Raw genomic sequence first — 23,642 nt, forward strand, 5'->3', positions numbered from 1 at the left:
CCACGTCCAGCCCCACCCCCCGGCCCGAGAGGTTGGTCACCTTTTCGGCGGTAGAAAAGCCGGGCTCGAAGATCAACCCGAAGATCTCGCTCTCGCTCATGTGGTGGCCGGCCTCGACCAGACCACGCTCAATCGCTTTGGCCAGAATCTTGTCTTTTTTCAGGCCACCACCGTCGTCTTCGACGGTGATCACAATCGCGCCACTGTCGTGGTAGGCGTTGAGCTTGACCGTGCCCTGCGCAGGCTTGCCACGCTGGCGGCGCAGCTCGGCACTCTCAATGCCGTGGTCCATGCTGTTGCGCACCAGGTGCATCAGCGGGTCGCCAATTTTTTCAACCACGGTTTTGTCGAGTTCGGTTTCTTCGCCGTCAATCAGCAAACCGATGTCTTTGCCCAGGTCGCGCGACACGTCATGCACCACGCGCTGGAAGCGACTGAAAGTGGCACCAATGCGTACCATGCGCAGTTGCAGCGCACTGTCGCGCACTTCTTCAACCAGTGTGGCCAGTTTGGAGGTGCTTTCCTGCAGCTCAATCACCTTGGAGCGGTGCGCAATCATGTTGACGCTGGCACCGGCGATGATCAGCTCGCCCACCAGGTTGATGAGCTGGTCGAGCTTGTCGGCGTCGACGCGAATCGACTTGCTTTCGGCCGCGCCCATTTCCTTGACCTGCTTCTGCTTGGTCAGCGCGGCTTCCACCACCTCGGGTTGCACCGAGCCCTGTTCCACCAGAATGGTGCCAATAGGCTTGCCTGGCTCGTCGACCTGCACGTCCAGCGCCATGTCGAGCTCTTGCGGGCTGAGCGTGCCGCAGCGCACCAGCATATCGCCCAGGCGGGTGGCTTCACCCTGTTGCAGGCTGATCAGACTGATGTATTCCGAGATGCGGCTGTGCGGCGGCAAGATGATCAGACGGCTGTCGTCCCGGACAAACTCAAACACCTTTTCAATGGCGGCCTTGTCTGCCTGGGTCTGAAAAGCCATTTCAAAGCCCAGGTAACACAGCTCGGGGTCCATGTGCTCGGCATCGGGCAGCTGGTCGCTGATGGTTTCGATGGCGGTGACGGTGCCCATGGTGCCCAGGTAACGGATGAACGACAGCGGGTCCATGCCATTGCGCAGCACGTCGGGGCCAAAACGCAGCGAAATATGCCAGTGATCCGCATTGACGGCATCCGAATGGATGCGCTCAACGCGTTCGGGGTCGGCGCTGGGGAGTGAAGCTTTGGCCTTGGCGGGTTCCGTGGCTGGCTTGGCTCCGTCGAGAAAACCGCGCAGTTGCGCCACCAGCGGGTCGCCTTGCGCCTGAAGGTCGGCATTGCCTTCGGTTTCGCCAGCAGCCACACCGTCGATCAGCGCGCCAATGTGGTCGCAGCAGGCCAGCAACACGGCGACCAGCGCGTCGTCCAGCACCAGCTTGCCGCCACGCACCCGGTCGAGCGCGCTCTCCACCACATGGGTGAAAGCCACCACATGGTCCAGGCTGAACAAGCCACTGGAGCCTTTGATGGTGTGGGCAGCGCGAAAAATGGCATTGACCATTTCGGTCTTGTCATCGGCGCCCTCCACGGCCAGCAACGCGGTTTCCATGTCTTCAAGAAGTTCGCGGCATTCGGTGAGGAATGTCGACAGTGCATCATCCAGATCCATATCAGCTCCTTGCAGCAGCGGAGGACTTGCGTGAGTCCATCACCAGGTGGTCACCAAAAAAAGCCGCCACATTGAGCAGCTCAAAGACTTCCAGCACCGCCGGGCTGTGCCCCACCAGCTTGACGTCGCGCTGCGCTGCCTGCGCGGTTTTTTTGGCCAGCATCAACAACTGGACCCCGGCGGTGTCCAGGTCAGTCACACCCGACAGGTCCACCTCGTCCACTGGCGGTGTCGCCAGCAGCAGGGGTTTGAGCTCCATCGCGCGAAAAATGGTGAGCTCGCCTTCAATGCGCAAGGTGTTGGTACTCATGGCAGGCACAGCCGTTGCACGGCGTTCACAAGTTGTTCGGGTTGAAACGGCTTGACCACCCAGGCGCGCGCACCGGCCGCCTGGCCTTCGCGCTTTTTCTCCTCGGCCGACTCGGTGGTGAGCATGATCACCGGGGTGAACTTGTAAGCCGGCATGCCTTTGACAGCCTTCAGAAACGCAATTCCGTCCATCACCGGCATGTTGACGTCGCTGATGATCATGTGGACTTTCTGGCCAGTCAGTTTGGAGAGTGCGTCCTTGCCGTCCACACCTTCAATCACGTCGTAGCCAGCGCCCTTGAGCGCTATTCCCACGACACGCCGCATGGACGCGGAGTCGTCAACAATCATGATGGTTTTAGCCATGGCTCTTCCTCTAGAAAAAACTGATATCGGTGGTGTTCTTTTGCTCAACCGTGCCGCCTTCATGGATCACATGCTGGTCGGCCATCACGTAGGTTTTTTTCAGCTCGCCCAGCATCTCGGTCGGGTCAAGCGGTTGCAGCGTCAGGGACTGCAGGTAGTCGTCGTGCTGTTGCTGCAACACCTCGGGCAGTCGGTCCATGTTCTTGAGCACCTGGCCCATGATCTGGCTGACACGGTCCTGAAACTGCAGTTGCACCAGCGCGTTGTTGACTTCGGACTGAATGCTGACACTTTCGTCTTGCAACAGGTTGCTGGAGCGTTGAAACACCTCGGTCACACCCTTGAAGTCGCCCAGCACGCGGTCGATGGTGGTGTGTACGGCCTGCAATGAGCCGTCTTCTGCCACCACCGCTTCACGCACCACGGTGCAGGTGTCGGTGATGGCGGCGCTGATGAGTTTGACCTTTTCGGCAATCTTGCGACCCGTGTCGCCAGACTGCTGCGACAACATACGAAACTCTTTGGCCACCACGGCAAAACCCCGACCCAGATCACCGGCGCGGGCGGCTTCAATGGCGGCATTGAGCGCCAGCAGATTGGTTTGCTGGGCAATACGCGCCACATCGGCGGCCATGTCGTGCAGCTCGGCAATGAAGCGGTCCAGGCCTTGTACCTTGCCCAACATCGATTCCATGTTGCCCATGCTGGCCTGTTGGGTTTCGATCAATGCCCGGAGGTCCTGCTCGCTCTTGTTGAACAACCCTGCCATGCCCTGACCGCCACCTTCAACGGCGTCGGTTTCCTGGGTGGCGGTGCGCAAGGCGACATCCAGCTTGTCGACAATGCCGCCGAAGCGGTCAGACAACTGGTTGACCGCAGTTTCCATCTGCTCGCGGGAAGATTCAAAATGGCGCTTCCAGACCGGAATCACTTCACCGGCAAAACCGGATTGCGCGTCCAGATAAACGGCCAGATTGCGGCTATGGCGCTGGTGCAAAGCAGACTGCAACTTGCCAACGCCGGCGCCGGCTGCCAGCAACACCACCGCAGCCGAGAGGGCTGGCAGCGTCAAACCACCAACAGCCACAACGCTTGCTGCACCCAGGGTACCCAGGCCAAGGCTGTAGACCAAAGACAAAGTGGAGTCCTGATACTTTTTCATGATGCAGCACCAACGTCGGTGGAGGTGTCGTCCTTGGATTCTTCCAGCATGCCCGCGATCAACGGCAGGAGTTCCATGACAAAGTTCGCTTTGCCCACCAGGCCCAAACAGCCCAGCTCACGCGCTGCGGCACGGTAAAAAATGTTGTCGTGCAAGGACAGAAACAGAATTTTTGGCGCGCTGGGCCAGGCTTTCATGGCACGGGCCACATCCAGCCCGGACATCCCCGGCATCACGATGTCGAGCAGCACCAGATCCGGAGCCAGCTGGCGTCCCATTTCGAGGGCATGGACCCCGTCATAGGCCTCACCAACGATCTGCACCGGCGAGTACATGGACAACAGGTTCTTGACCGAGGCCATGAAGGTCCTGTTGTCATCCACCAGAAGTATCTTGAGCGTCATGGTGGAAACTGTACGTCGCGGCAGCCGCGCCGACCATCAGGCCATTACCCTAGTCGGGCCGGTAAAACACCTGAGTTCGCCAGTGCCGCCCTGGCAAGTTCACGCGGCGGGTGATTTAATGGGCACCCGCTGGAAGCTCACCGTGAAGGTGGTACCCGCGCTTGAATCCACTTGCAATGTTCCGTCGAGCTGGCGCGCAAGGTCTGACACCAGTTGCAGCCCCAGCGACTGACGTCCACGCAACTCAAAGTCGGGCGGCAAACCCACTCCGTCGTCGCGCACCTGGACCAGCCAGCGGCCGGCCTGTTGGTCGGGCTGCAAGCGGACCTGGACCTCGCCGGTGCGCCCATCCGGGAAGGCGTGTTTGAGACAGTTGGACAGCAACTCGTTGACCAGCAGACCGCACGGTGTGGCCTGGTCCATCACCACCTGCACCTCGGCCACGTCCAGGCTGAGGCGCACCGTGGCCATCTGGCTGCTTTGTGCCCTGAAGGTTTGGGTGGCCAGTTGTCTGAGGTAAGCCCCCAACTCGACGGACGCAAAGCTGCCGACCCGGTACAGGGTTTCGTGCAGCAGCGCCATGGTCAGGATGCGGCCCTGCATGTCCTTGAGCACATCCTTGGTGGCACTTTCGGTGCAGCGACTGGCCTCCAGCCGCAGCAGGCTCGAGATCACTTGCAGATTGTTTTTGACGCGGTGATGCACCTCGTTGAGCAGCGCCACTTTTTCATGCAGCGAGGCTTGCAAGGCTTGATCGGCCCCTTTGCGCTGGGTGATGTCCTCTTTGACCGCAACGTAATGGCTGGTTCGGCCATGTGCGTCGAGCACGGGCGCGATCACCGCGTGCTCGATGAACAGTTCACCATTCTTGCGCCGGTTGTGCAGTTCGCCCTCCCAGACCGTGCCCGAACACAGGGCGTCCCACATCTCCTGGTAGCGCTCCGGGGGGGTTTGACCGGACTTGAGAATACGGGGGTTGTGACCCAGCACCTCGTCCAGGCGGTAGCCGGTATTGCGCGTGAAGCTGGGGTTGACGTACAGAATGTCACCTTGCAGGTCGGTGATGACAATCGACAGCGGTGCCTGCTCCACTGAACGCGACAACTGGCGCAACCGCTCGTCCGCCGCTTTGCGTTCGGTGATGTCGGTGATGAAGCCATGCCACAGCACGGCACCGTCGTCCAGGCGCTCGGGCAGCGAGTTGCCGTACAACCAGCGCACCAAGCCGCTGGACGACAGTGTCCGGTACTCGTGTTGCCACGGCGTCAGTAGCCGCGCGGAGTCCTGAATCGACACCATCACTGCCTGTGCATCATCGGGATGAATGACGGCGAAGGCACCCGCGGCGTCCACTGCCGCCTCTTGCGGGCTGATCTGATACAGCTCCCGGATCCAGTCGCTGGCAAACGGGAAACACGAGCTGCCATCGGGGCGCAGCAGATATTGGTACAACAGGCCCGGCACCCGGTCGGCCAGCTTGCGCAAACGGGTCAGGGCTTCTTCACGCGCCAGATCGAGCCGGTGGTACTCGCTGATGTCCACAAATACCCACAAGAATTCGCCCGAATTGGGGGCCAGCATGACACCACTGAGTTCAACCCAGATGCGCTGCCCCCCATGCCGGATGAACTCGGCCTGGGTCCGGTAAACCTGGCCCGTGGCCATCTGCGGGTAGCCCTCGGTGGCCAGCCGCAGGTAGGTGTCGACACTGCTGTAGTACCGGCTGGTGGGCGTGCCCACCAGTTCGCCCGGGCCATAGCCAAGCATCTTCTCAAAAGCACCACTGGCCCAGACCACCACGCGGTTGCGCACTTTCACAATGCTCACCAGATCGTTGTCCAGCATGGCCTTTTGCTCCAGCAAGGTCTGCTCCAGCACCTGGCGGGTATGACTCAGCGTTTCCAGCGACTCCGACAAGGAACGGGTTTTTTCCTGAACCCTGCGGCGCAGCGTCAGATTCCAGAGAAACAGGAGCAACACCAAGGCCGATGCGACCAGCGCTCCATACCCCAGATAGCGGGCATAGGGCGACGGCCCGGTTCGGGTCACCCGGGAGCCCAGCCATTTTTCGTGGATGGCCGTCATCTCGTCGGGCTTGATCAACGCAAACCCCTGTTCCACCGACGCCAACAGGGCGTCCTGGCCCTTGGACACCGCGCGGTGAAACTCTCCACTCGCAATCGAGGCGGAATGTCGATAGTCTTCGGCCACCCCGCGCTGGTTGAGCAGGTACACCGCGGGCGGCTCGTCCATGCAGAAAACCCGGATCTCGCCGGCCTGCGCGGCACTGATCACGGCGGTGTAACTGGGGTAAGCCTTGAGCTGATCAACCTGCTTGGCCCGAAGCGTGTCGATGCAGGCATCACCGGCTTTGACACCGACGGTAAAGCCGCGCAAGGACGAGGCATCGACAATGCCGCTGATGCTGCGGTGAAAAAATATCGACACCTCAAGGCGCGCGTAAGCCCGGCTGAAGTCCAGCGTTTTCTGGCGTTCCGGCGTCTTGAAGATGGTGTCAATCACGTCCGCCTGTCCGGCCTGCATACGCCGCTGCGCCAACCCCCAGTCCATCGCCTGCAGCTTGACTTCCACGCCGGTGCGCTGCTGCCACAGCGCCCAGTAATCCTTCAGCACCCCTTGCAGCTCACCCTGTGCGTCGCGAAAAATGTAGGGCGGATAGTTGTCATCGAGCACCACCGTGATGGCGCGCAGCGGCTCACGCACCGGTGGCGACTGGCCCCAAGCCAGCGCGGACATGCCATACAAAACGCCTGCGAGTATCAGCCTGAGCATTAAGATCAGTAGCGTAAAAACTTAGATGTATATGGGCTGGACGTCAATTTGATCACATGAAACGGGGCGCCCAAAGAGATACCCCTGAAAGGCGTCACACCCCATCTGAGCCAACAGGTCACGCTGCCCCACGGTCTCAACCCCCTCGGCAATCACTGACATGCCCAGATTGTGACCCAAGGCCACGATGCTGCGAGCGATCACCTCGTCGTCATGGTCCGTCAGGATGTCACGCACAAAGGACTGGTCAATCTTGAGCTGGTCCATCGGCAGGCGTTTGAGGTAGCTCAGCGACGAGTACCCGGTGCCAAAGTCGTCCAGCGAGAAACTCACCCCCAAAGCCTTGAGGCTGCTCATCTTGGCAATGACATCGGTCACATCGTGCACCAGCATGCTCTCGGTGAGTTCGAGCTTGAGCTTATAGGCATCGACACCGGTTTCGTCGAGCACCTGCGCCACCGCGTCAACAAAGTCGGCCTGGGCAAACTGCAATGAGCTGACATTGACCGCCAGGGTCCACTGTGCCGTCGCCGGATGCGCCGACCAGGTCACCAATTGCAGGCAGGCCGTCTGCAGTACCCACTGGCCCAGTTGCAGGATCAGCCCCGTTTGCTCGGCCAACGGAATGAACTGACCAGGTGGCACCAACCCGAGCACCGGGTGCACCCAGCGCACCAGTGACTCGGCGCCGATGGGGCGTCCCCGAGCGTCCACCTGGACCTGATAGTGCAGTACAAACTGCCCGACCTGCAACGCTTTTTGCAGGTCTTTTTCGAGCTTGGTGCGCGCCATGGCCAGCGCCTGGATCGAGGGGTCAAAAAACCTCGCGGTACCGCGACCCGCTTCCTTGGCCTGGTACATGGCAGCATCGGCCATCTTCAGCAGTTCATCGGGGTCACTGGCGTGACGGTCAAACATGACGATACCCATGCTGGCCGTACTGTTGTAGCTGCGGCCGCGCAGCGTGTAAGGCAGGGACAGGGTGTCCTGGATCTTGCTGGCCATGTGTTCGGCGCTGACCGCGGCATTCTGACTGCTGAGTCCCAGACTTTCCAGCATGACCATGAACTCGTCGCCACCAATGTGCGCCGCCGTATCGTCCTCACCGATACAGGCCACCAGCCGTTGCGCCACAGCCGTCAACAACTCGTCGCCAAAACCAGGGCCGAGGGTCTCGTTGATTTGCCGAAAATGATCGAGATCGAGAAAAATCAGCGCACCGTGTTGCCCGGATCGCGCGCAGGCGACCAGCGCCGCTTTGAGCCGGTCTTGCAACCGGCGCCGGTTAGGCAGCCCGGTGAGGTCGTCAAAATAGGCCAGATGGTGAATACGCGCTTCGGCCAGACGGTGCGCACTGAGGTCGCTGAGAATGCTGATGTAGCTGGGTTTGCCGGAAAGTGTCACCCGCGACACCGTCAGCGCCAGCGGAAAGCGCGATCCGTCGTGGCGGCGGCCCTCGACCTCGCGCTGGGTGCAAACCACCCGATCGTGCCCCCCTTGCTGGTCCTTCTGCAGGTGCTGCTGGTGTTCGCTGCCAAACGGCTCGGGCATCAGCACCGAGATGTTGCAGCCCAGTACCTCGCCAGCGACGTAACCAAACATGGTGCAGGCACCACGATTGAAGGACTGGATGCGACCGAGTGCGTCCACCGTGATGACGCCGTTGGCCATGTTGTCCAGAATCGCCTGATTGCGCAGCGCCAGATCGCGCTCACGCTGGTCGGCCTGGTGTTTGTAAAACGCCATTTGCAGCACGGTGTGCAGTTCGCGATTGGAAAACGGCTTGAGGATGTACCCATAGGGCTCGACCAGCATCGCGCGGGACAACATCTCGTCGGCGGCAAAGGCGCTCAGGAACACCACCGGCAGCGGTTGCTGTGCCCGGATGGCCAGCGCGGCAGCAATACCATCCATGGCGCTGCCCAACTGAATGTCCATCAGCACCAGATCTGGTTTCACCTGCCCGGCCAGGCTGATCGCTTCTTCTCCGGTGCGGGCCTCCGCGGCAACCCGATAACCCATGTCTTGCAACTGCAAGCGGATATCGTGCGCCACAAGGGTTTCGTCTTCAACCAGAAGGATGGTGGGCGGACTCATCGAAAGGGGTTCTTCGGCAGAGCATTTCAAAGATGAGCGCAACGATACGTCTTTAGCGCCCAGGGCGATATACGGTAATCACCTGAGTGCTGGCAGGAAAATCCCCTAGATCCATGAAAGCTACCAACAACGTAGCTCCAAATACTTATAGATATTGCGCTGGAGGCCTTTTTATTGCTAAAACGAGACCAGACCCACGCGCATCGCATAGCGCACCAGGCCGGCGACCTCGTGGATGTCGAGCTGTCGCATGAGCTGGCTGCGGTGGGTGTCCACCGTTTTCACCGACAGTTCCAGCCGACGCGCAATCTCTTTGGTGCTGTGGCCTTCGGCAATGAGTTGCAGCACTTCGCGCTGGCGCGGCGACAAGGCGGTGGCGGGCTGCTCCTCGTCGCGCAGGCGCTGCACGTAGTCGTGTACCACTCCTTTGGAAACCGCCGGACTGAGATAGGTCTCGCCACGCATCACGGCGCTGAGCGCAAGTTCAAGCTCCATTGGTGCTGCGTCCTTGAGCAAATAGGCCACCGCACCCTGGCGCAGCGCCTGGCGCACATATTCCTCGTTCTGGTGCATGGACAGAATCAGCACCTTGATGTTGGGCCAGCTTTTCACCAGCCTGGCGGTGGCCTCGATACCGTTGAGCCCCGGCATGGCGATGTCCATCAGCACCAGGCCGGGCTGCAGTTGCTGCGCCAGCTCCAGCAAGGCCAGTCCATCGCCGGCTTCGCCCACCACCACGTAGTCGGGGATGGCCTCCAGCAGCTTGCGCAGGCCGGCCCGCACCAGGGTGTGGTCATCGGCCAGCAACACACGCACCGGGTTCATGCCGGGTCCTCGTGGCCGCGCCACGGGCAGCGCAGCGTCAGCGTGGTGCCTTGCCCGGGCACCGACTCGATGTCGAGCTGACCGCCAATCAGCGTGGCGCGCTCCTGCATCCCGAGCACACCCAGACTGCCACCGGCCACCGCGCGCTCATGCATGGCCGGCAGATCAAAGCCCAGCCCGTCATCCTGCACCAGCAGCACCATCTCGTCCCCCTCACGACCGAGCTGGATCGACACCCGACGCGCCTGGGCGTGGCGGGTGATGTTGGTCAGCGCCTCCTGGACGATGCGAAAACAGGCCGTCTCGATCTCCGGGGCCAGCCGCGCTTGCACCCGCTCATGAAAAAAATGCACGGTAAAGCCACCGCGTTGCGCCGCCTGGTCCGACATCCATTTCAGTGCCGGCGACAAACCCAGGTCATCCAGCATGGAGGGGCGCAGTGTGGTGGCCAGACGGCGCACCTGTTGCAGCGCGTCTTCCACGATGCGAATGTTCTCAAGGTTCAGGTCGGCGGGGGATTTATCCTTGAATCGCTCGCTGAGCTGCAGGTTGATCTTGATGGCGGTCAGGGACTGACCCAGCTCGTCATGCAGTTCAACCGCGACCCGACGCCGCTCCTGCTCCTGCGCCTCCAGCACCCGGCGCGACAAGGCCTTGAGCTGGCGTGTACTGTTGAGCAGACGCGCCTCGGCCTGGTGTTTGTACAGCGCCATCGCCAGCACCGTGCGCAGCTCACGTTCGGAAAACGGCTTGAGCATGTAGCCAAAGGGCTCGGTCAGCTTGGCCCGGGCCAACACATCGTCGGCCGTGTAGGCGGTGAGAAAAACCACCGGCAGGGCACATTGGTCACGAATGACCTGCGCCGCAGTGATGCCGTCCATGTCACCCGCCAGCTGAATGTCCATCAGCACCAGATCAGGACGCCATTGTTTCGCCAGGGCGATCGCCTCTTCACCACGAGTGGCCAGACCCACTGGCTGGTAGCCCAGATCGAGCAGCTGCTGTTCAATGTCGCGCGCGACCAGCAGTTCGTCTTCCACTACGAGCACCTTGGGTTTCACCAGAGTCATGACCGCTTCACCATCGGGCGTCCTCAAAACAATGCCGTTGATTGCCAGCCCGGATGGGGCCGCGAACCGTGCACAGGCCAGCGCAAAAGCGGCGTTGCGACGGGTGGCACAAAGTGTAGCGTCAGATCAGCCACAAAAGTGACTCAGCTCAGGCAGCCCTGCAGCAGATTGAGCTGACGCGTGCAGCGTGCGGCCAAGGCGACATCATGGGTAACCACCACAAAGGCCGTGCCCTGCGTGCGGGCCAGTTGCAGCATCAGATCAAACACCGCCTGCGCGGTGCCGCGATCGAGGTTGCCCGTGGGCTCGTCGGCCAGTACACAGTCAGGCCGAGTGACCAGGGCGCGGGCGATGGCAACCCGCTGGCGCTCACCGCCCGAAAGCTCGCTGGGCCGGTGCATCAGCCGATCTTGCAGGCCAACCTCGGCCAGCACGGCACCGGCCGCAACGGCGGCCTGTGCGGGTGACTGGCGCCGGATCCACAACGGCATCGCCACATTGTCCAGCGCGCTGAACTCGGGCAACAAGTGGTGGAACTGGTAGACAAAACCCAGATGCCGGTTGCGCAGCCGACCCTGCTCGGTCGCGCTGCTGCTGGCCAGATCTTTGCCCTGCAGCCTGACAACACCACGGGTGGGGGCGTCGAGCCCGCCCAGCAGATGCAGCAGGGTGCTCTTGCCCGAGCCCGAGGCGCCCACAATCGCCAGTGTTTCACCGGCATGGACGTCCAGGTCCACCCCCTGCAGAACGGTCACATCCAGCCGGCCTTCACTGAAACGTTTGCTCAGGCCACGCGCGCTCAGCACAACATCATTCATAACGCAAGGCCTGTGCCGGGTTGACCCGGCTGGCGCGCCAGCTGGGGTAAAGGGTGGCCACAAAGGCCAGTGCCAGCGAGATCAGGGCAATGGGCAGGATGTCGCCCTGCTGCGGGTCGCTGGGCATACGGCTGATCAGGTAGATGTCGCGCGGCAAAAAGCTGGCACCCAAAAGCCGTTCCAGTGCCGGTACGATGACGTCGATGTTGAACGCCACGCCCAGCCCGAGCGCCAATCCGGCCAGCGTGCCAATCACCCCGACCATGGCCCCTTGCACCACAAAGATCGCCATGATGCTGGCCGGACTGGCCCCCAGCGTGCGCAGGATGGCGATGTCAGCGCGCTTGTCGGTCACCGTCATGACCAGGGTGCTGACCAGATTGAAGGCCGCCACCGCCACGATCAGCGTCAGGATGATGAACATCATGCGTTTTTCCAGCTGCACCGCGGCAAACCAGCTGCGGTTCTGCCGGGTCCAGTCGCGCACCAGCAGGTTACCGCTCAAGGCGACCGTGAGTTCAGCCGCCACCGGGCGCGCCTGGTGCAGGTCTTTGAGCCGCACCCGCACACCCGTCGGGCCGTCCAGCCGGAAGATGCGCGCCGCATCGTCCACGTGCATCAGCACCAGACCCGAGTCGTATTCAAAATGCCCGGAGTCAAAGGTGCCCACCACCGTCATCTGTTTGAGCCGTGGCACCACACCGGCCGGTGTCACCTGGCCACTGGGCGCCACCAGTGTCAACTTGTCACCGCGGCGCACACCCAGGCTGCGCGCCAGTTCGGCACCCAGCACCAGACCGAACTCACCTGGAATCAGGCGTTGTAGTGAAAGGTCTTGCAGGTTGGCGCTCAGATCGGTCACGTCCGGTTCCAGCGCCGGATCAATGCCGCGCACCACCGTGCCTTTCATGTCTTCACCCCTGGCCAGCAAGGCCTGGGTCGCGATGAAAGGTGCCGCACCGATCACCGAGGGGTTGGCGCGAACTTCGGCCAGTGTGCGTGCCACATCCGGCAGCGCAGTACCGTCAGGCGCCATGATTTCAATGTGAGACACCACCCCCAGCATTCGGTCACGCACTTCTTTCTGGAAACCGTTCATCACGCTCAGCACGATGATCAACGCCGCCACCCCCAACGCAATGCCCAGCATGGAGACACCGGAGATGAAAGAAATGAAGCCGTTGCGCCGCGTCGCGCGACCCGCGCGGGTGTAACGCCAACCCAGCCGGAGTTCAAACGGCAGACCCATCAGCGTTGATGCCTTCCAGCGCGGCAAGCGTCAAGTTTGTCAGAGTCCAAAAGGCGTGGGGTGATGGTCGGTGGCAGGCGGAGCATGGTGCATGGGTTGAGCTTGGTGCACATTATCATGGGAAGCCTGTCACAGCTTGATCGCGCGCCGGCAAAAGGGACTTGAATCGGATTGCGTTTTGGCCGCCACGACGATCCCCGATAATTCGGACGATTCTGGCCCACGCCTGCGCGTCGGAGCTGTTTTTTTGATTGAACGACTTCATTGCGCCATGCCTGATATCACTTCTTCCATGTTCTGGATCGCTGTACTGCAGATCATTGCCATCGACATCATGCTCGGCGGTGACAATGCCGTGGTGATTGCGCTGGCGTGCCGCAAGTTGCCAGCCGAGCAACGTAAAAAAGGCATTTTCTGGGGGGTGGTCGGTGCTATCGGCTTGCGTGTGGTGATGATTTTCTTTGCCCTGCAGTTGCTGGCCGTCCCCTACCTGAAAATTGTCGGTGGCTTGTTGCTGTTCTGGATCGGCATCAAACTGATGCTGCCCGAGCACGACGACGAACATGGCAACATTGACGGCGGTACCACCCTCATGGCGGCGATCAAGACCATCGTGGTGGCTGACGCCGTGATGAGCCTGGACAACGTGATCGCGGTCGCTGGCGCATCGCATGGTTCGATGGTGCTGGTGACCTTTGGTATTTTGGTGTCGATCCCGATCGTGGTGTGGGGCAGCAAGCTGGTGCTCACACTGATGGATCGCTTCCCGATCGTGATCACACTGGGTGCCGGTTTGCTGGGCTGGATCGGTGGTGGCATGTTGCTGACCGACCTGGCCACACCCAGCGCCATTTCAAAAGACCTCCCTTACGCCCACTACATTTTTGCAGTCTCAGGTGCCCTGCTGGTGGTGCTGGCGGGCAAACTGATTGCCAGCCGACGCACACCCAGAGCCGCAGTGGAGTTGCCTGCCTCAGGTGCACCAGACTGACCCAACCGAGACCAGCGCCATGCCCAACACCTGCCTGATTGCGATTGACGGCTCCGAGCCGTCGCTCAAGAGCATTGAGTACATCATTGCCGACGCCGCCACGCGAGCCGCCATCCCGCGCGTTTACCTCGTTAATGTGCAGCCGTCCCTGCCCTCAGACATCACCCGCTTTGTCGACAAGGCGACGGTCGAGGATTTTCAGCGTGAAGCTGGCGACACGGCGCTGGCCGCGGCGCGGACCCGACTGGACCAGGCCTCACTGGCCTACAGTGCCCATGTATTGGTGGGCGAAGCAGCACCGACGCTGGTTGAATTTGCCAACGCCAACCACTGCGACATGATCATCATGGGTGCACATGGTTTTGGCACGGTGATCGGCCTGTTCATGGGCTCGGTCACGGTCAAGGTGGTGCAGTTGTCGGCCATCCCCGTGCTGTTGATCAAATAATGGGGTCGCGCCGATGAAAACTGTCATCCGCCTGTTCTTCAGAGGCTTGCGCATCGTGCTGGGTCCGCTGATGCTGCTGTGGGAGCGGTTGAGCCGCCCCGCCGCCGTGCAGCGTGCACCCGCACAGCAACAGGCGGTGGCACAGCAATGTACCCAGCTCGCGTTGTACCAGTTCAAGACCTGTCCTTTCTGCATCAAGGTGCGCAAGGCGATGCACCAGCTGGCCCTGCCGATTGAAAAGCGTGACGCCCAGCACGATGGGCGGCACCGTGAAGCGCTGTTGCAGGGGCTGGGGTCGGTCAAGGTGCCTTGCCTGAAGATCACCGATGCGGGCGGCCAGGTGTCGTGGCTGAGTGAGTCGGGTGCCATCATCACCTACCTGCGCGATCGTTTTCCTGCACCCTGATGGACATTGCGCGCCTGAAAGTGCTGGGTGCCGGGGTGTTCAGCCTGGTGCTGGTGCTGGGTGTGGCGCGGTTTGCCTACACACCGCTGTTGCCGCTGATGCAGGCACAGGCCGGTCTGGGTGTGGCCGAAGCCGGGTGGCTGGCGGCCATCAATTACGCGGGTTATCTGAGCGGGGCGTTGCTGGCCTCGCTGATCAGCGATCTGGTGCTGAAAGACCGGCTGTACCGCATTGGCATGGTGCTGGCCATCGTCACCACCGTGGTGATGGGTCTGAGCACAAACGTCGTCGTCTGGGCGGTGTCACGTTACCTGGCAGGATTGAGCAGCGCGGCCGGCATGTTGCTGGGCACCGGGCTGATCATGAACTGGCTGATCCGCCACCAGCACCGCAGTGAACTGGGGATTCATTTTGCGGGCATCGGCGTGGGGATTGCGGGTTGCGCCGCCGCTGTGATGTGGTTCAGCCCGGCGCTGGACTGGCGAGAACAGTGGTTTGCCTTCAGCGCGCTGGGTTGTGTGCTGCTGTACCCGGCGCTGGCCTGGCTGCCGGCACCCGACCGCAGCGGGCTGACCACCAGTGGCCAGCCAATGCCCGACCGGCCACCCAGTACCTTGTATCTGCGCATTTTCATGGCGGCCTATTTTTGTGCCGGTTTTGGCTATGTGATCAGCGCCACCTTCATCGTCGCGATCGTCAACCGGCTGCCCGGACTGGCCGGCCAGGGCAACTGGGTGTTTCTGGCCATTGGTGTGGGTGCCGCGCCCGCCTGCATCAACTGGGACCTGATCGCCCGTCGCACCGGCGACCTCAACGCGCTGATTCTGGCCGCTGTGTTGCAGATCATCGGCATCCTGCTGCCAGTCGTGGTGGGTGGACAAGTGGCCGCCTTGCTGGGGGCCCTGCTGTTTGGCGGTACGTTCATCGGCATGGTCAGCCTGGTGTTGAGCATGGCCGGACGTTATTACCCCACCCGTCCGGCCAAAATGATGGGCAAGATGACGCTGTCGTACGGGGCGGCGCAAATCATCGGTCCGGCGCTGACCGGATCGCTCGCCGAGCGCCTGGGCAGTTACAACGCCGGGCTCTACTTTGCGGCAGCGGTGATGTCGCTGGGCACCTTGCTGCTGCTGTGGCTCAAAGCGGTGGAACGGCGCGATGCGGCCACGATGCCAGCCACCCGTACCGCGACGGGTTGAGCCGGTTCAGTTCGGCGCAGCAGGCGTCGAATTGCTGGCCACGATGCCCCACTTGGCCAGAGCCGCGTCGTCGCTGACACGCGCATCGACCCAGCGCGCACCCTGAGCAGTCTGTTCTTTTTTCCAGAACGGGGCCTGGGTTTTCAGGTAGTCCATCAGGAACTCACAGGCGGCAAAACTTTCACCGCGGTGGGCCGAGGTGACCAGCACCAGCACGATCTGGTCCAGCGGCTGCAGCCGCCCGACGCGGTGGATAACCCGTGCGCCCAGGATGTCAAACCGTGTCTGGGCCGCGTCGATCATGGCCTCGATGGCCTGCTCGGTCATGCCGGGGTAATGCTCAAGCTCCATGCTTTGAATGGCCTCGGACTCGCCACGGGTACGGTCACGGACCGTGCCGACAAAGCTGCAGACGGCCCCCACCCGGCCGTCCTGTCCGCGCAACAACGCGATTTCTTCGGCCACGTTGAAATCTTCAGTCTGAATCACAACACGCGCACTTTTTTGCATCCAACAAGCCTCTAGCGCAATACAGATATAGCTTTAATGCTATCTAAATGAAGAAACTAACCACCGGTGACCGGCGGAAAGAAAGCCACCTCGGCACCATCGGTCAATGCCGCTTGTTCATCGGCCATGACCTGCTGCAACGCCAGCCGCACGGCCTTGCCACGGGCCAGGCTTTCCGCATAGGGACCACCGCGTGCGATCAGTTCGTCACGCAAGTCACCCAAAGTGACGCTTTGGGTTGACACCAGTTCACCTGACTGCCCGATGGACTCGCGAATCCCGGCAAAGTACTTGACCGCAACTTTCACGACAACAACTCCGCCAACGCAACAAAGCGTACCGTATCACCCGGCTGGATGACCTGCCCTGGCGGGTTATCGACCAGACCGTCGGCCCAGACCGTCGAGGTGAGTACACCCGAACTCTGGTTGGGAAACAGTGCCAGTGAACCGTCGGCATTGCGCCTGGCACGCAGAAACTCGCGCCGCTTGTCAGCCTTGGGCCAGCTGAACGCCGCCCGTGCCGTCACCGAGGGGCTCGTGTAGCGCTTCACGCCTTGCAGTTTGAGCAGAAACGGGCGCACCAGCAGCAAAAAGGTGACAAAACTCGACACCGGATTGCCCGGCAAACCCATGAAGTGGGCCGCACCGACACGGCCATATGCAAACGGCTTACCGGGTTTGATGGCGATCTGCCACAGGTCCAAGTGCCCCAGCGCCTGCACCGCCGGTTTGATGTGGTCTTCTTCACCGACGGATACACCGCCACTGGTCAGAATCAGGTCATGATCCTGTGCTGCCGCCTGCAGCGCCGCCACGGTGGCTTGACGCTGGTCGGGCACGATGCCCAGATCGCTCACCTCACACCCCAGGCGCATCAGCAAAGCGCGCAAGAAAAACCGGTTCGAGTTGTAAATGGCGCCGGGTGGCATGTCACGCGGTGGCACATCGCCAGGCATCACCAGCTCGTCACCGGTGGAAAACAGAGCCACACGGGGCCGCCGCACCACCGGCACGCGGCTGGCACCAATGCTGGCCGCCAACCCGAGTTCTGCCGGCGTGAGACGCGCCCCTGTTGCCAGCACCACAGCGCCCCGGGTGACGTCTTCACCACTGCGCCGGATCCAGGCACCCACCGGCACGGTCCGGGTAAACAACACCCGGCCGTCGTCTTGCAGAGCACAGTCTTCTTGTGGCACCACTGCATCCGCCCCGGCCGGAATGGGTGCACCGGTAAAAATGCGCGCGACCGAATTCGATGCCAGAGCGGTGCCGCAAGCGCCGGCGGCAATCCGCTGGCTCACCGGCAACGCCAGGCCAGCGGCCAGGTCGGCACAGCGCACGGCATACCCATCCATCGAACTGTTGTCCTGCGGCGGCACCTGCAGTGGCGACACCAGGTCCTGCGCCAGCACCCGACCATCGGCGGCGAACAGCGCCACCTCCTCCTGATCGGTCAGGGGTTGCGCCAGCGTCATCAGCTCTGCCAAGGCATCATCGAGTGACTTGAGCGGCGCGCGCCCAGCCGCAGATGCTGGTTGACCGGCGGCGCTCATGGGTACAACTCCGGTCGGTATTCAAACCGGTCCCCCTGGGACAACAGCCAGTCAAGCACCGCCTGTGGCTGGTTCAGGTCAAGCACCGGCAGCCCGGTCGCGAGTGGCAGCTCGGCGGGAGAATCGGTGGCGATGGCGGTGACAAAGTCATCATGGGTGTAGCGCGCCGCTTTGCCCGCGGCGCTGCGCCAGACCTCGATTTTCAACAGGTCTGAATCACGGTATCCCTCCACCAGGACCCAGTCCACTCCATCGTAGAGCTGGGCAATCAGGGCGTGGACCGACAGTTCGGTGTCCAGCTCAAACTCCCGCAGTAGCGCCAGCCGTTTGGGCGAGGTCATGATCACCTCAAACGCACCGGCCTCCCGATGACGGTAACTGTCTTTACCAGGGTGATCCATATCAAAACCATGCCCTGCATGTTTGACCACCGAGACACGCAGGCCCCGTTGCCGCAGCAGCACGATGATCTGCTCGATCAGCGTGGTTTTACCCGCACCGGAGTAACCGGCAAAGGCCACTACGTTCATGGGAATTTACTCATAACAATATAGCTTAAAACATCCGTAGATATTGGGCCAGAGTCATATTTCAGGCACATTTCTCGGCAATGAACTGCTTGATCGCCGAGACCTCGGCCGCCATGGCGGTGACGCGCCTGGGCAGATTCTCGATGCCAACAAACCTGGCCGGACGCCCAGGCTCGACCCCGGTGGCCTGCACAATCGTTTCGGCAAACTTGATGGGCAAGGCTGTTTCTAGCACGATCATCGGCACACCAGCGTGCGTATGCGCCAGCGCCACCTTGACACCATCGGCGGTGTGGGTGTCGATCATCATGCCGTGACGCAGATAACTGTCCTTGATGGTGGCCAGACGGTCGGCATGGGTGCTCTTGCCACTCTCAAACCCGTAGCGCAGACGCATGTCGTTGAAGGCCGGATGCTGGCTCAGGTCAAACTTGCCGTCACGCGCCAGGGCGTCGCCAAACAAGGCCTTGACGCGTGCACCATCGCGCCCGAGCAAGTCAAAAATGAAACGTTCAAAATTGCTGGCCTTGGAGATGTCCATCGACGGGCTGGAGGTCTCGTGGGTGTCAGCGCTGGCGCGCACGCGATAAACGCCGGTCTTGAAGAACTCGTCGAGCACGTCATTTTCATTGGTGGCCACCACCAGCTTGGCCACCGGAAGACCCATCATGCGCGCCACATGACCCGCACAGACGTTACCAAAATTACCGCTGGGCACACAGAAGCTGACCTTCTGATCTTGGGTCTCGGTGGCCTGAAAGTAACCGGCAAAGTAATACACCACCTGCGCCAGCAAGCGCGCCCAATTGATGGAGTTGACGGTGCCGATCTTGTACTGACGCTTGAAATCGAGGTCGTTGCTGACGGCTTTGACCATGTCCTGGCAGTCATCAAACACCCCGTCCACGGCGATGTTGAAGATGTTGTCGTCCATCAGGCTGAACATCTGCGCCTGCTGAAACGGGCTCATACGACCGGCCGGACTGGTCATGAAGACGCGCACGCCCTTTTTGCCACGCATGGCGTATTCGGCGGCGCTGCCGGTATCGCCGCTGGTGGCCCCCAGAATGTTCAGTTCTTCGCCACGGCGTGCCAGTTCGTACTCAAACAGGTTGCCCAGCAATTGCATCGCCATGTCCTTGAAGGCCAGCGTCGGGCCGTTGGACAAGGCTTCGAGCCACAGGTTGTTCTCCAGGTGGCGCAGCGGCACGATCTCGCCGGTACCAAACACCTCGGCGGTGTAGGTTTTGGCGCACAGGGCACGCAGGTCATCAGCGGGAATGTCATCGATGTAGAGCGACAAAATCTCGAACGCCAGCTCGGCGTAGCCCTGCTGGTGATAGATATCGCGCCAACGGCTCAGGGTGGTGCCGTCGACGCTGGGATAGCGCTCGGGCAGGTACAAGCCGCCGTCCGGCGCCAGGCCTTCGAGCAGGATGTCACAAAATCGTTTGGGGCTCTTGTCGCCGCGGGTGGAGATGTAGTTCATCGTGGTGGTGTCGCTGCAAATCTTGAAATCAGGCCAACTCTTCCTTGCGGATACGGGTGATGGGCTCCAGCACTGTGGGCAGGGCTTGCATCTGGGCAATGGCGGCGCTCATATCCGCCTCCACACAGTCATGCGTCAGGATGATCACATCGGTCTGTGGTACCTGGTTGGCCACGGCCTCGCCACTGATCTCGTCGGCTTCACGCTGCAGCACCGCATCAATGCTGATGCCCGAAGTGGCCAGAATACCGGTCACCTTGGCCAGCACCCCGGTTTCGTCGGCCACCCGCAAACGCAGGTAATAACTGGTCACCACCTCGCTCATCGGCAGCACCGGCAAATTGCTCATGGCATTGGGCTGGAACGCCAGATGTGGAACCCGGTGCAAAGGGTCTGCCGACTGCAGGCGGGCAATATCCACCAGGTCGGCAATCACCGCGCTGGCGGTGGGCTCAGAGCCGGCACCCTTGCCGTAGTACAGGGTCGTGCCCACAGCGTCGCCCTGTACCACCACGGCGTTCATGGCCCCTTCGACGTTGGCGATCAAGCGCTTGGCGGGAATCAGGCAGGGGTGCACACGCAACTCGATGCCTTCAGGGGTGCCCTTGCCACTGTCGCCCGCCCGGCGTTTGGTGATACCGAGCAGCTTGATGCGGTAGCCCAGCTGCTCGGCGTACTTGATGTCGGCAGCACCGAGCCGGGTGATGCCTTCGACATAGGCTTTGTCAAACTGTACCGGGACGCCAAAGGCGATGGCGCTCATCAGGGTGGCCTTGTGCGCGGCATCAACGCCTTCGATATCGAACGTCGGGTCAGCCTCGGCGTAACCCAGACGCTGCGCTTCCTCAAGCACCGCAGAAAAGTCCAGCCCCTTGTCGCGCATCTCGCTCAGGATGAAATTGGTGGTGCCATTGATGATGCCGGCAATCCACTGGATTCGGTTGGCGGTGAGCCCCTCGCGCAGCGCCTTGATGATCGGGATGCCACCGGCCACGGCCGCTTCAAACGCCACCATCACACCTTTGGCCGAGGCAGCCGCAAAAATCTCGGTGCCATGTACCGCCAGCAAGGCCTTATTGGCGGTGACCACATGTTTGCCCGCGGCAATGGCCTCAAGCACCAGCGTTTTGGCAATGCCGTAGCCGCCAATGAGCTCGATGACGATGTCGATGTCGGGGTTGGCAATGACGGCGCGCGCGTCGCTCACCACGGTGACATCCGGCCCGACCAATGCCTGCGCGCGCATGACATTGAGATCAGCCACCATGGTGATGGCAATGCCACGACCGGCGCGCCGTTTGATTTCTTCCTGGTTACGCTGCAGCACATTGAACGTGCCCGAACCCACCACACCGATGCCCAACAGGCCGACTTGAATTGGTTTCATAAGATCTTTGCAAAAAATTTATCGTTATATGGCTCCAGCCCTTTTAATATCAGCGCTAGAAGCTATTAAATCAGGAATAACTCAGTTGCTGTGCCGTTTCCGGTAAGCCTCCAGAAACCTGGCAATGCGGCCAATCGCCTCGCGCAGGTCATCCTCATGCGGCAAAAACACAATGCGGAAATGGTCGGGTTGCGGCCAGTTGAAACCGGTCCCCTGGACCAGCATCACCCGCGTCTCGCGCAACAGCTCCAGGAAAAACTGGCGGTCGTCGCTGATCGGATAAAAGGTCGGGTCAAGCTTGGGAAACATGTACAGCGCGGCCTGCGGTTTGACACAACTCACGCCCGGGATGGCAGTGATCAGTTCGTAGGCCAGGTCGCGCTGGCGACGCAGGCGCCCACCCTCGCCCACCAGATCGTTGATGCTCTGATACCCACCGAGCGCAGTCTGAATGGCCCATTGACCGGGGACGTTGGAGCACAGCTTCATGTTCGAGAGCATGGTCAGGCCTTCGATATAGTCACTGGCTGACTTCTTGTCGCCGGACACCACCATCCAGCCCGCGCGGTAACCGCACGAGCGGTAACTTTTGGACAATGAGTTGAAGGTCAGCGTGAGCACGTCGGTCGACAAACTGGCCAGCGCCGTGTGTTTGACGCCGTCGTACAGCACCTTGTCGTAAACCTCATCGGCCAAAATGACCAGGCCAAATTCGCGTGCGATGGCAATGATGCCGCTGAGCAGGTCATCGCTGTACAACACGCCGGTGGGATTGTTGGGGTTGATCACGACAATGCCCTTGGTGCGCGACGTGATCTTGCTGCGAATATCGGCCAGGTCCGGCATCCAGCCATTGGCCTCGTCGCACAAATAATGCACAGGGGTGCCACCCGACAAACTGGTCGAAGCCGTCCACAAAGGGTAATCCGGCATCGGCAACAGCAACTCGTCGCCGTTGTCCAGCAAAGTGTTGGTGGCCATGGTGATCAGTTCGCTGGCGCCATTGCCGAGGTAAATATCGTCGAGCGTGACGCCGGCAATGCCCTGACGCTGCGTTTCATGCATCACCGCTTTGCGTGCTGCAAAAATACCCTTGCTGTCAGAGTAGCCGGCCGAATTGGGCAGGTTGCGGATCATGTCCTGCTGGATTTCCTCTGGCGCGTCAAAGCCAAACACTGCCAGGTTACCCAGATTGAGCTTGATGATTTTCTGGCCGTCCTCCTCCATCTGGCGCGCTGCGTCCATGATCGGGCCACGAATGTCGTAAAGCACGTTGGCCAGTTTGGCAGATTTGCGAATGGTTTTCAATGTCCCTCCGGGCGCGACTGTATGGCGGTTAAACCTACAATTTGACCACATTTGGCGTGTCGGGCAGTGTTTGCTGCACCCGACATGCTGCTTGCCACCGCAACACAACCCACCCATGAAAATCCATCCTGACCACATCGGCGTGCAGTCCATTCACGGTTACGGCCCGGGCTGGGTGCAAGTCGGTGCAGAAAAGATCTTTCATAGCGTGATCATTACCCCGGCAGGAGATCGCATCGATTGGGCGTGTCAGCACTTTGAGCAACTCAGCACCGCGCATTTTGAGCAGTTGACGCACTTTCCCGCGGAACTGGTGATTTTTGGCAGTGGTCCACGCCTGCGGTTCGCCGCGCCGGCGCTGAGCCTTGCGCTGATCGAGCGGCAGATCGGACTGGAAACCATGGACACCCATGCGGCCTGCCGCACTTACAACATTTTGGCCGCCGAAGGCCGCCAGGTCGTCGCCGCCTTGCTGATGCAGTAAAATACCGCGCTTGCAGTCGAGGGCGCAGCAGCGCTTGAATGAGGATAGTGTCCGCGACTTGAAAGACCGACGCATCCTGTCACACGAGATAGAAAAATATGGCGATTGTTGTCAATAAACCCATCCCTGAGTTTGAGTCCAACGCAACCGGAGGCGTTCGTGTCACTCACACTTCACATCTTGGCAGAATCATTGTGCTGTACTTCTACCCCAAGGACAACACGCCAGGCTGTACCACCGAGGCGATGGAGTTTCGTGACAAATACCATGATTTCGTGCGCGCCGGTGCCACCGTGTTTGGCGTGTCTCGCGACAACATGAAGTCACACGACGATTTCAAACAAAAGCTTGAGTTGCCCTTTGAACTGATCGCTGATACCGAAGAGAAGATGTGCCACATGTTCGGCGTGGTCAAAAACAAGATCATGTATGGCAAAAAGGTCAAGGGCATTGAGCGCAGCACTTTCTTGATCGGTGCAGACGGCTGCCTCAAGGACGAGTGGCGTGGCCTGAAAGTGCCCGGCCACGTTGACGAGGTGCTGGAGGCGGTCAAGGCGCTCAAGAAGGCCGTTGTCCTGGCCTGACCTTTGC

24 protein-coding genes are annotated in these 23,642 nt (G+C 60.9%); 6 read left to right on the forward strand and 18 right to left on the reverse strand.

Going from position 1 to position 23,642, the window contains the following annotated elements; all coding sequences use genetic code 11:
• From KBF66_RS05450 to KBF66_RS05500, 11 genes are all read right to left on the reverse strand, one after another.
• Positions 1-1,651: chemotaxis protein CheA (locus KBF66_RS05450; RefSeq protein WP_296653549.1), on the reverse strand; the 1,651-nt coding region annotated here is incomplete at its 3' end.
• 1 nt (position 1,652) lies between these two features.
• Entirely contained in the window at positions 1,653-1,961 is a 309-nt protein-coding gene (locus KBF66_RS05455; RefSeq protein ID WP_296653552.1) for an STAS domain-containing protein, read from the reverse strand.
• Complete coding sequence (locus KBF66_RS05460; protein WP_296653555.1) at positions 1,958-2,326, reverse strand: response regulator; 369 nt, start codon at positions 2,324-2,326, stop codon at positions 1,958-1,960. The genes KBF66_RS05455 and KBF66_RS05460 overlap by 4 nt, the downstream gene beginning before the upstream one ends.
• Before the next feature lie 10 nt (positions 2,327-2,336).
• Positions 2,337-3,488 carry a methyl-accepting chemotaxis protein gene (locus KBF66_RS05465; RefSeq protein WP_296653558.1) on the reverse strand — a complete coding sequence of 384 codons (1,152 nt, stop codon included), beginning with the start codon at positions 3,486-3,488 and terminating at the stop codon, positions 2,337-2,339.
• Positions 3,485-3,892, reverse strand: coding sequence for a response regulator transcription factor (locus KBF66_RS05470; RefSeq protein ID WP_296653561.1), 408 nt, complete (start codon positions 3,890-3,892; stop codon positions 3,485-3,487). The genes KBF66_RS05465 and KBF66_RS05470 overlap by 4 nt, the downstream gene beginning before the upstream one ends.
• Positions 3,893-3,991: 99 nt before the next feature.
• On the reverse strand, positions 3,992-6,685 hold the full coding sequence (locus KBF66_RS05475) for a transporter substrate-binding domain-containing protein (RefSeq protein ID WP_296653564.1): 2,694 nt from the start codon (positions 6,683-6,685) through the stop codon (positions 3,992-3,994).
• 21 nt (positions 6,686-6,706) lie between these two features.
• A complete protein-coding gene (locus tag KBF66_RS05480; protein WP_296653569.1) occupies positions 6,707-8,782 on the reverse strand; it encodes a GGDEF domain-containing response regulator in 2,076 nt (691 codons plus the stop codon).
• Positions 8,783-8,959: 177 nt separating this feature from the next.
• Positions 8,960-9,607, reverse strand: coding sequence for a response regulator transcription factor (locus KBF66_RS05485; protein WP_296653573.1), 648 nt, complete (start codon positions 9,605-9,607; stop codon positions 8,960-8,962).
• On the reverse strand, positions 9,604-10,677 hold the full coding sequence (locus tag KBF66_RS05490; RefSeq protein WP_296653576.1) for a response regulator: 1,074 nt from the start codon (positions 10,675-10,677) through the stop codon (positions 9,604-9,606). The genes KBF66_RS05485 and KBF66_RS05490 overlap by 4 nt, the downstream gene beginning before the upstream one ends.
• A gap of 143 nt (positions 10,678-10,820) precedes the next feature.
• Positions 10,821-11,495, reverse strand: a complete 675-nt coding sequence (gene lolD / locus KBF66_RS05495) for a lipoprotein-releasing ABC transporter ATP-binding protein LolD (RefSeq protein ID WP_296653579.1) — start codon at positions 11,493-11,495, stop codon at positions 10,821-10,823.
• Entirely contained in the window at positions 11,488-12,744 is a 1,257-nt protein-coding gene (locus KBF66_RS05500; RefSeq protein WP_296653582.1) for a lipoprotein-releasing ABC transporter permease subunit, read from the reverse strand. The genes lolD and KBF66_RS05500 overlap by 8 nt, the downstream gene beginning before the upstream one ends.
• A 271-nt stretch (positions 12,745-13,015) precedes the next feature.
• Between KBF66_RS05500 and KBF66_RS05505 the strand changes: the two genes are divergently transcribed.
• The 4 genes from KBF66_RS05505 to KBF66_RS05520 are packed head-to-tail and all read left to right on the forward strand — an operon-like array spanning position 13,016 to position 15,788.
• The gene (locus tag KBF66_RS05505) at positions 13,016-13,735 is read left to right on the forward strand and encodes a TerC family protein (protein ID WP_296653585.1); all 720 of its coding nucleotides are present in this window, start codon (positions 13,016-13,018) and stop codon (positions 13,733-13,735) included.
• Between the two features lie 19 nt (positions 13,736-13,754).
• Complete coding sequence (locus tag KBF66_RS05510) at positions 13,755-14,183, forward strand: universal stress protein (protein ID WP_296653587.1); 429 nt, start codon at positions 13,755-13,757, stop codon at positions 14,181-14,183.
• Between the two features lie 13 nt (positions 14,184-14,196).
• Positions 14,197-14,589, forward strand: coding sequence for a glutathione S-transferase N-terminal domain-containing protein (locus tag KBF66_RS05515; RefSeq protein WP_296653590.1), 393 nt, complete (start codon positions 14,197-14,199; stop codon positions 14,587-14,589).
• Positions 14,589-15,788: a YbfB/YjiJ family MFS transporter gene (locus KBF66_RS05520; protein ID WP_296653593.1), complete on the forward strand. Its 1,200-nt coding sequence runs from the start codon at positions 14,589-14,591 to the stop codon at positions 15,786-15,788. Before KBF66_RS05515 ends, KBF66_RS05520 begins: the two co-directional genes overlap by 1 nt.
• Positions 15,789-15,794: 6 nt before the next feature.
• Here KBF66_RS05520 and KBF66_RS05525 read toward each other — a convergent pair whose 3' ends face one another.
• The 7 genes from KBF66_RS05525 to KBF66_RS05555 form a co-directional block, all read right to left on the reverse strand.
• A complete protein-coding gene (locus KBF66_RS05525) occupies positions 15,795-16,298 on the reverse strand; it encodes a molybdenum cofactor biosynthesis protein MoaE (RefSeq protein WP_296653596.1) in 504 nt (167 codons plus the stop codon).
• 56 nt (positions 16,299-16,354) lie between these two features.
• On the reverse strand, positions 16,355-16,606 hold the full coding sequence (locus KBF66_RS05530) for a MoaD/ThiS family protein (RefSeq protein WP_296653598.1): 252 nt from the start codon (positions 16,604-16,606) through the stop codon (positions 16,355-16,357).
• Entirely contained in the window at positions 16,603-17,853 is a 1,251-nt protein-coding gene (glp, locus tag KBF66_RS05535; protein ID WP_296653599.1) for a gephyrin-like molybdotransferase Glp, read from the reverse strand. The genes KBF66_RS05530 and glp overlap by 4 nt, the downstream gene beginning before the upstream one ends.
• On the reverse strand, positions 17,850-18,383 hold the full coding sequence (gene mobB, locus KBF66_RS05540; RefSeq protein ID WP_296653600.1) for a molybdopterin-guanine dinucleotide biosynthesis protein B: 534 nt from the start codon (positions 18,381-18,383) through the stop codon (positions 17,850-17,852). Before mobB ends, glp begins: the two co-directional genes overlap by 4 nt.
• A 61-nt stretch (positions 18,384-18,444) precedes the next feature.
• Positions 18,445-19,872 (reverse strand): threonine synthase, encoded by a 1,428-nt coding sequence (gene thrC, locus KBF66_RS05545; protein ID WP_296653602.1) that lies wholly within the window; start codon positions 19,870-19,872, stop codon positions 18,445-18,447.
• A 28-nt stretch (positions 19,873-19,900) separates the two neighbouring features.
• Positions 19,901-21,259 (reverse strand): homoserine dehydrogenase, encoded by a 1,359-nt coding sequence (locus KBF66_RS05550; RefSeq protein ID WP_296653604.1) that lies wholly within the window; start codon positions 21,257-21,259, stop codon positions 19,901-19,903.
• A gap of 81 nt (positions 21,260-21,340) precedes the next feature.
• Complete coding sequence (locus KBF66_RS05555; protein WP_296653607.1) at positions 21,341-22,567, reverse strand: pyridoxal phosphate-dependent aminotransferase; 1,227 nt, start codon at positions 22,565-22,567, stop codon at positions 21,341-21,343.
• A 115-nt stretch (positions 22,568-22,682) separates the two neighbouring features.
• Here KBF66_RS05555 and KBF66_RS05560 point away from each other — a divergent pair, with 115 nt between their 5' ends.
• Together KBF66_RS05560 and KBF66_RS05565 are read left to right on the forward strand one after the other, a co-directional pair.
• Positions 22,683-23,051: an Mth938-like domain-containing protein gene (locus tag KBF66_RS05560; RefSeq protein ID WP_296653611.1), complete on the forward strand. Its 369-nt coding sequence runs from the start codon at positions 22,683-22,685 to the stop codon at positions 23,049-23,051.
• 98 nt (positions 23,052-23,149) lie between these two features.
• Positions 23,150-23,635, forward strand: coding sequence for a peroxiredoxin (locus KBF66_RS05565; RefSeq protein ID WP_296653613.1), 486 nt, complete (start codon positions 23,150-23,152; stop codon positions 23,633-23,635).
• Positions 23,636-23,642 lie beyond the last annotated feature (7 nt).

Source organism: Rhodoferax sp. (genome assembly GCF_018063565.1).
GTDB lineage: Bacteria > Pseudomonadota > Gammaproteobacteria > Burkholderiales > Burkholderiaceae_C > Rhodoferax.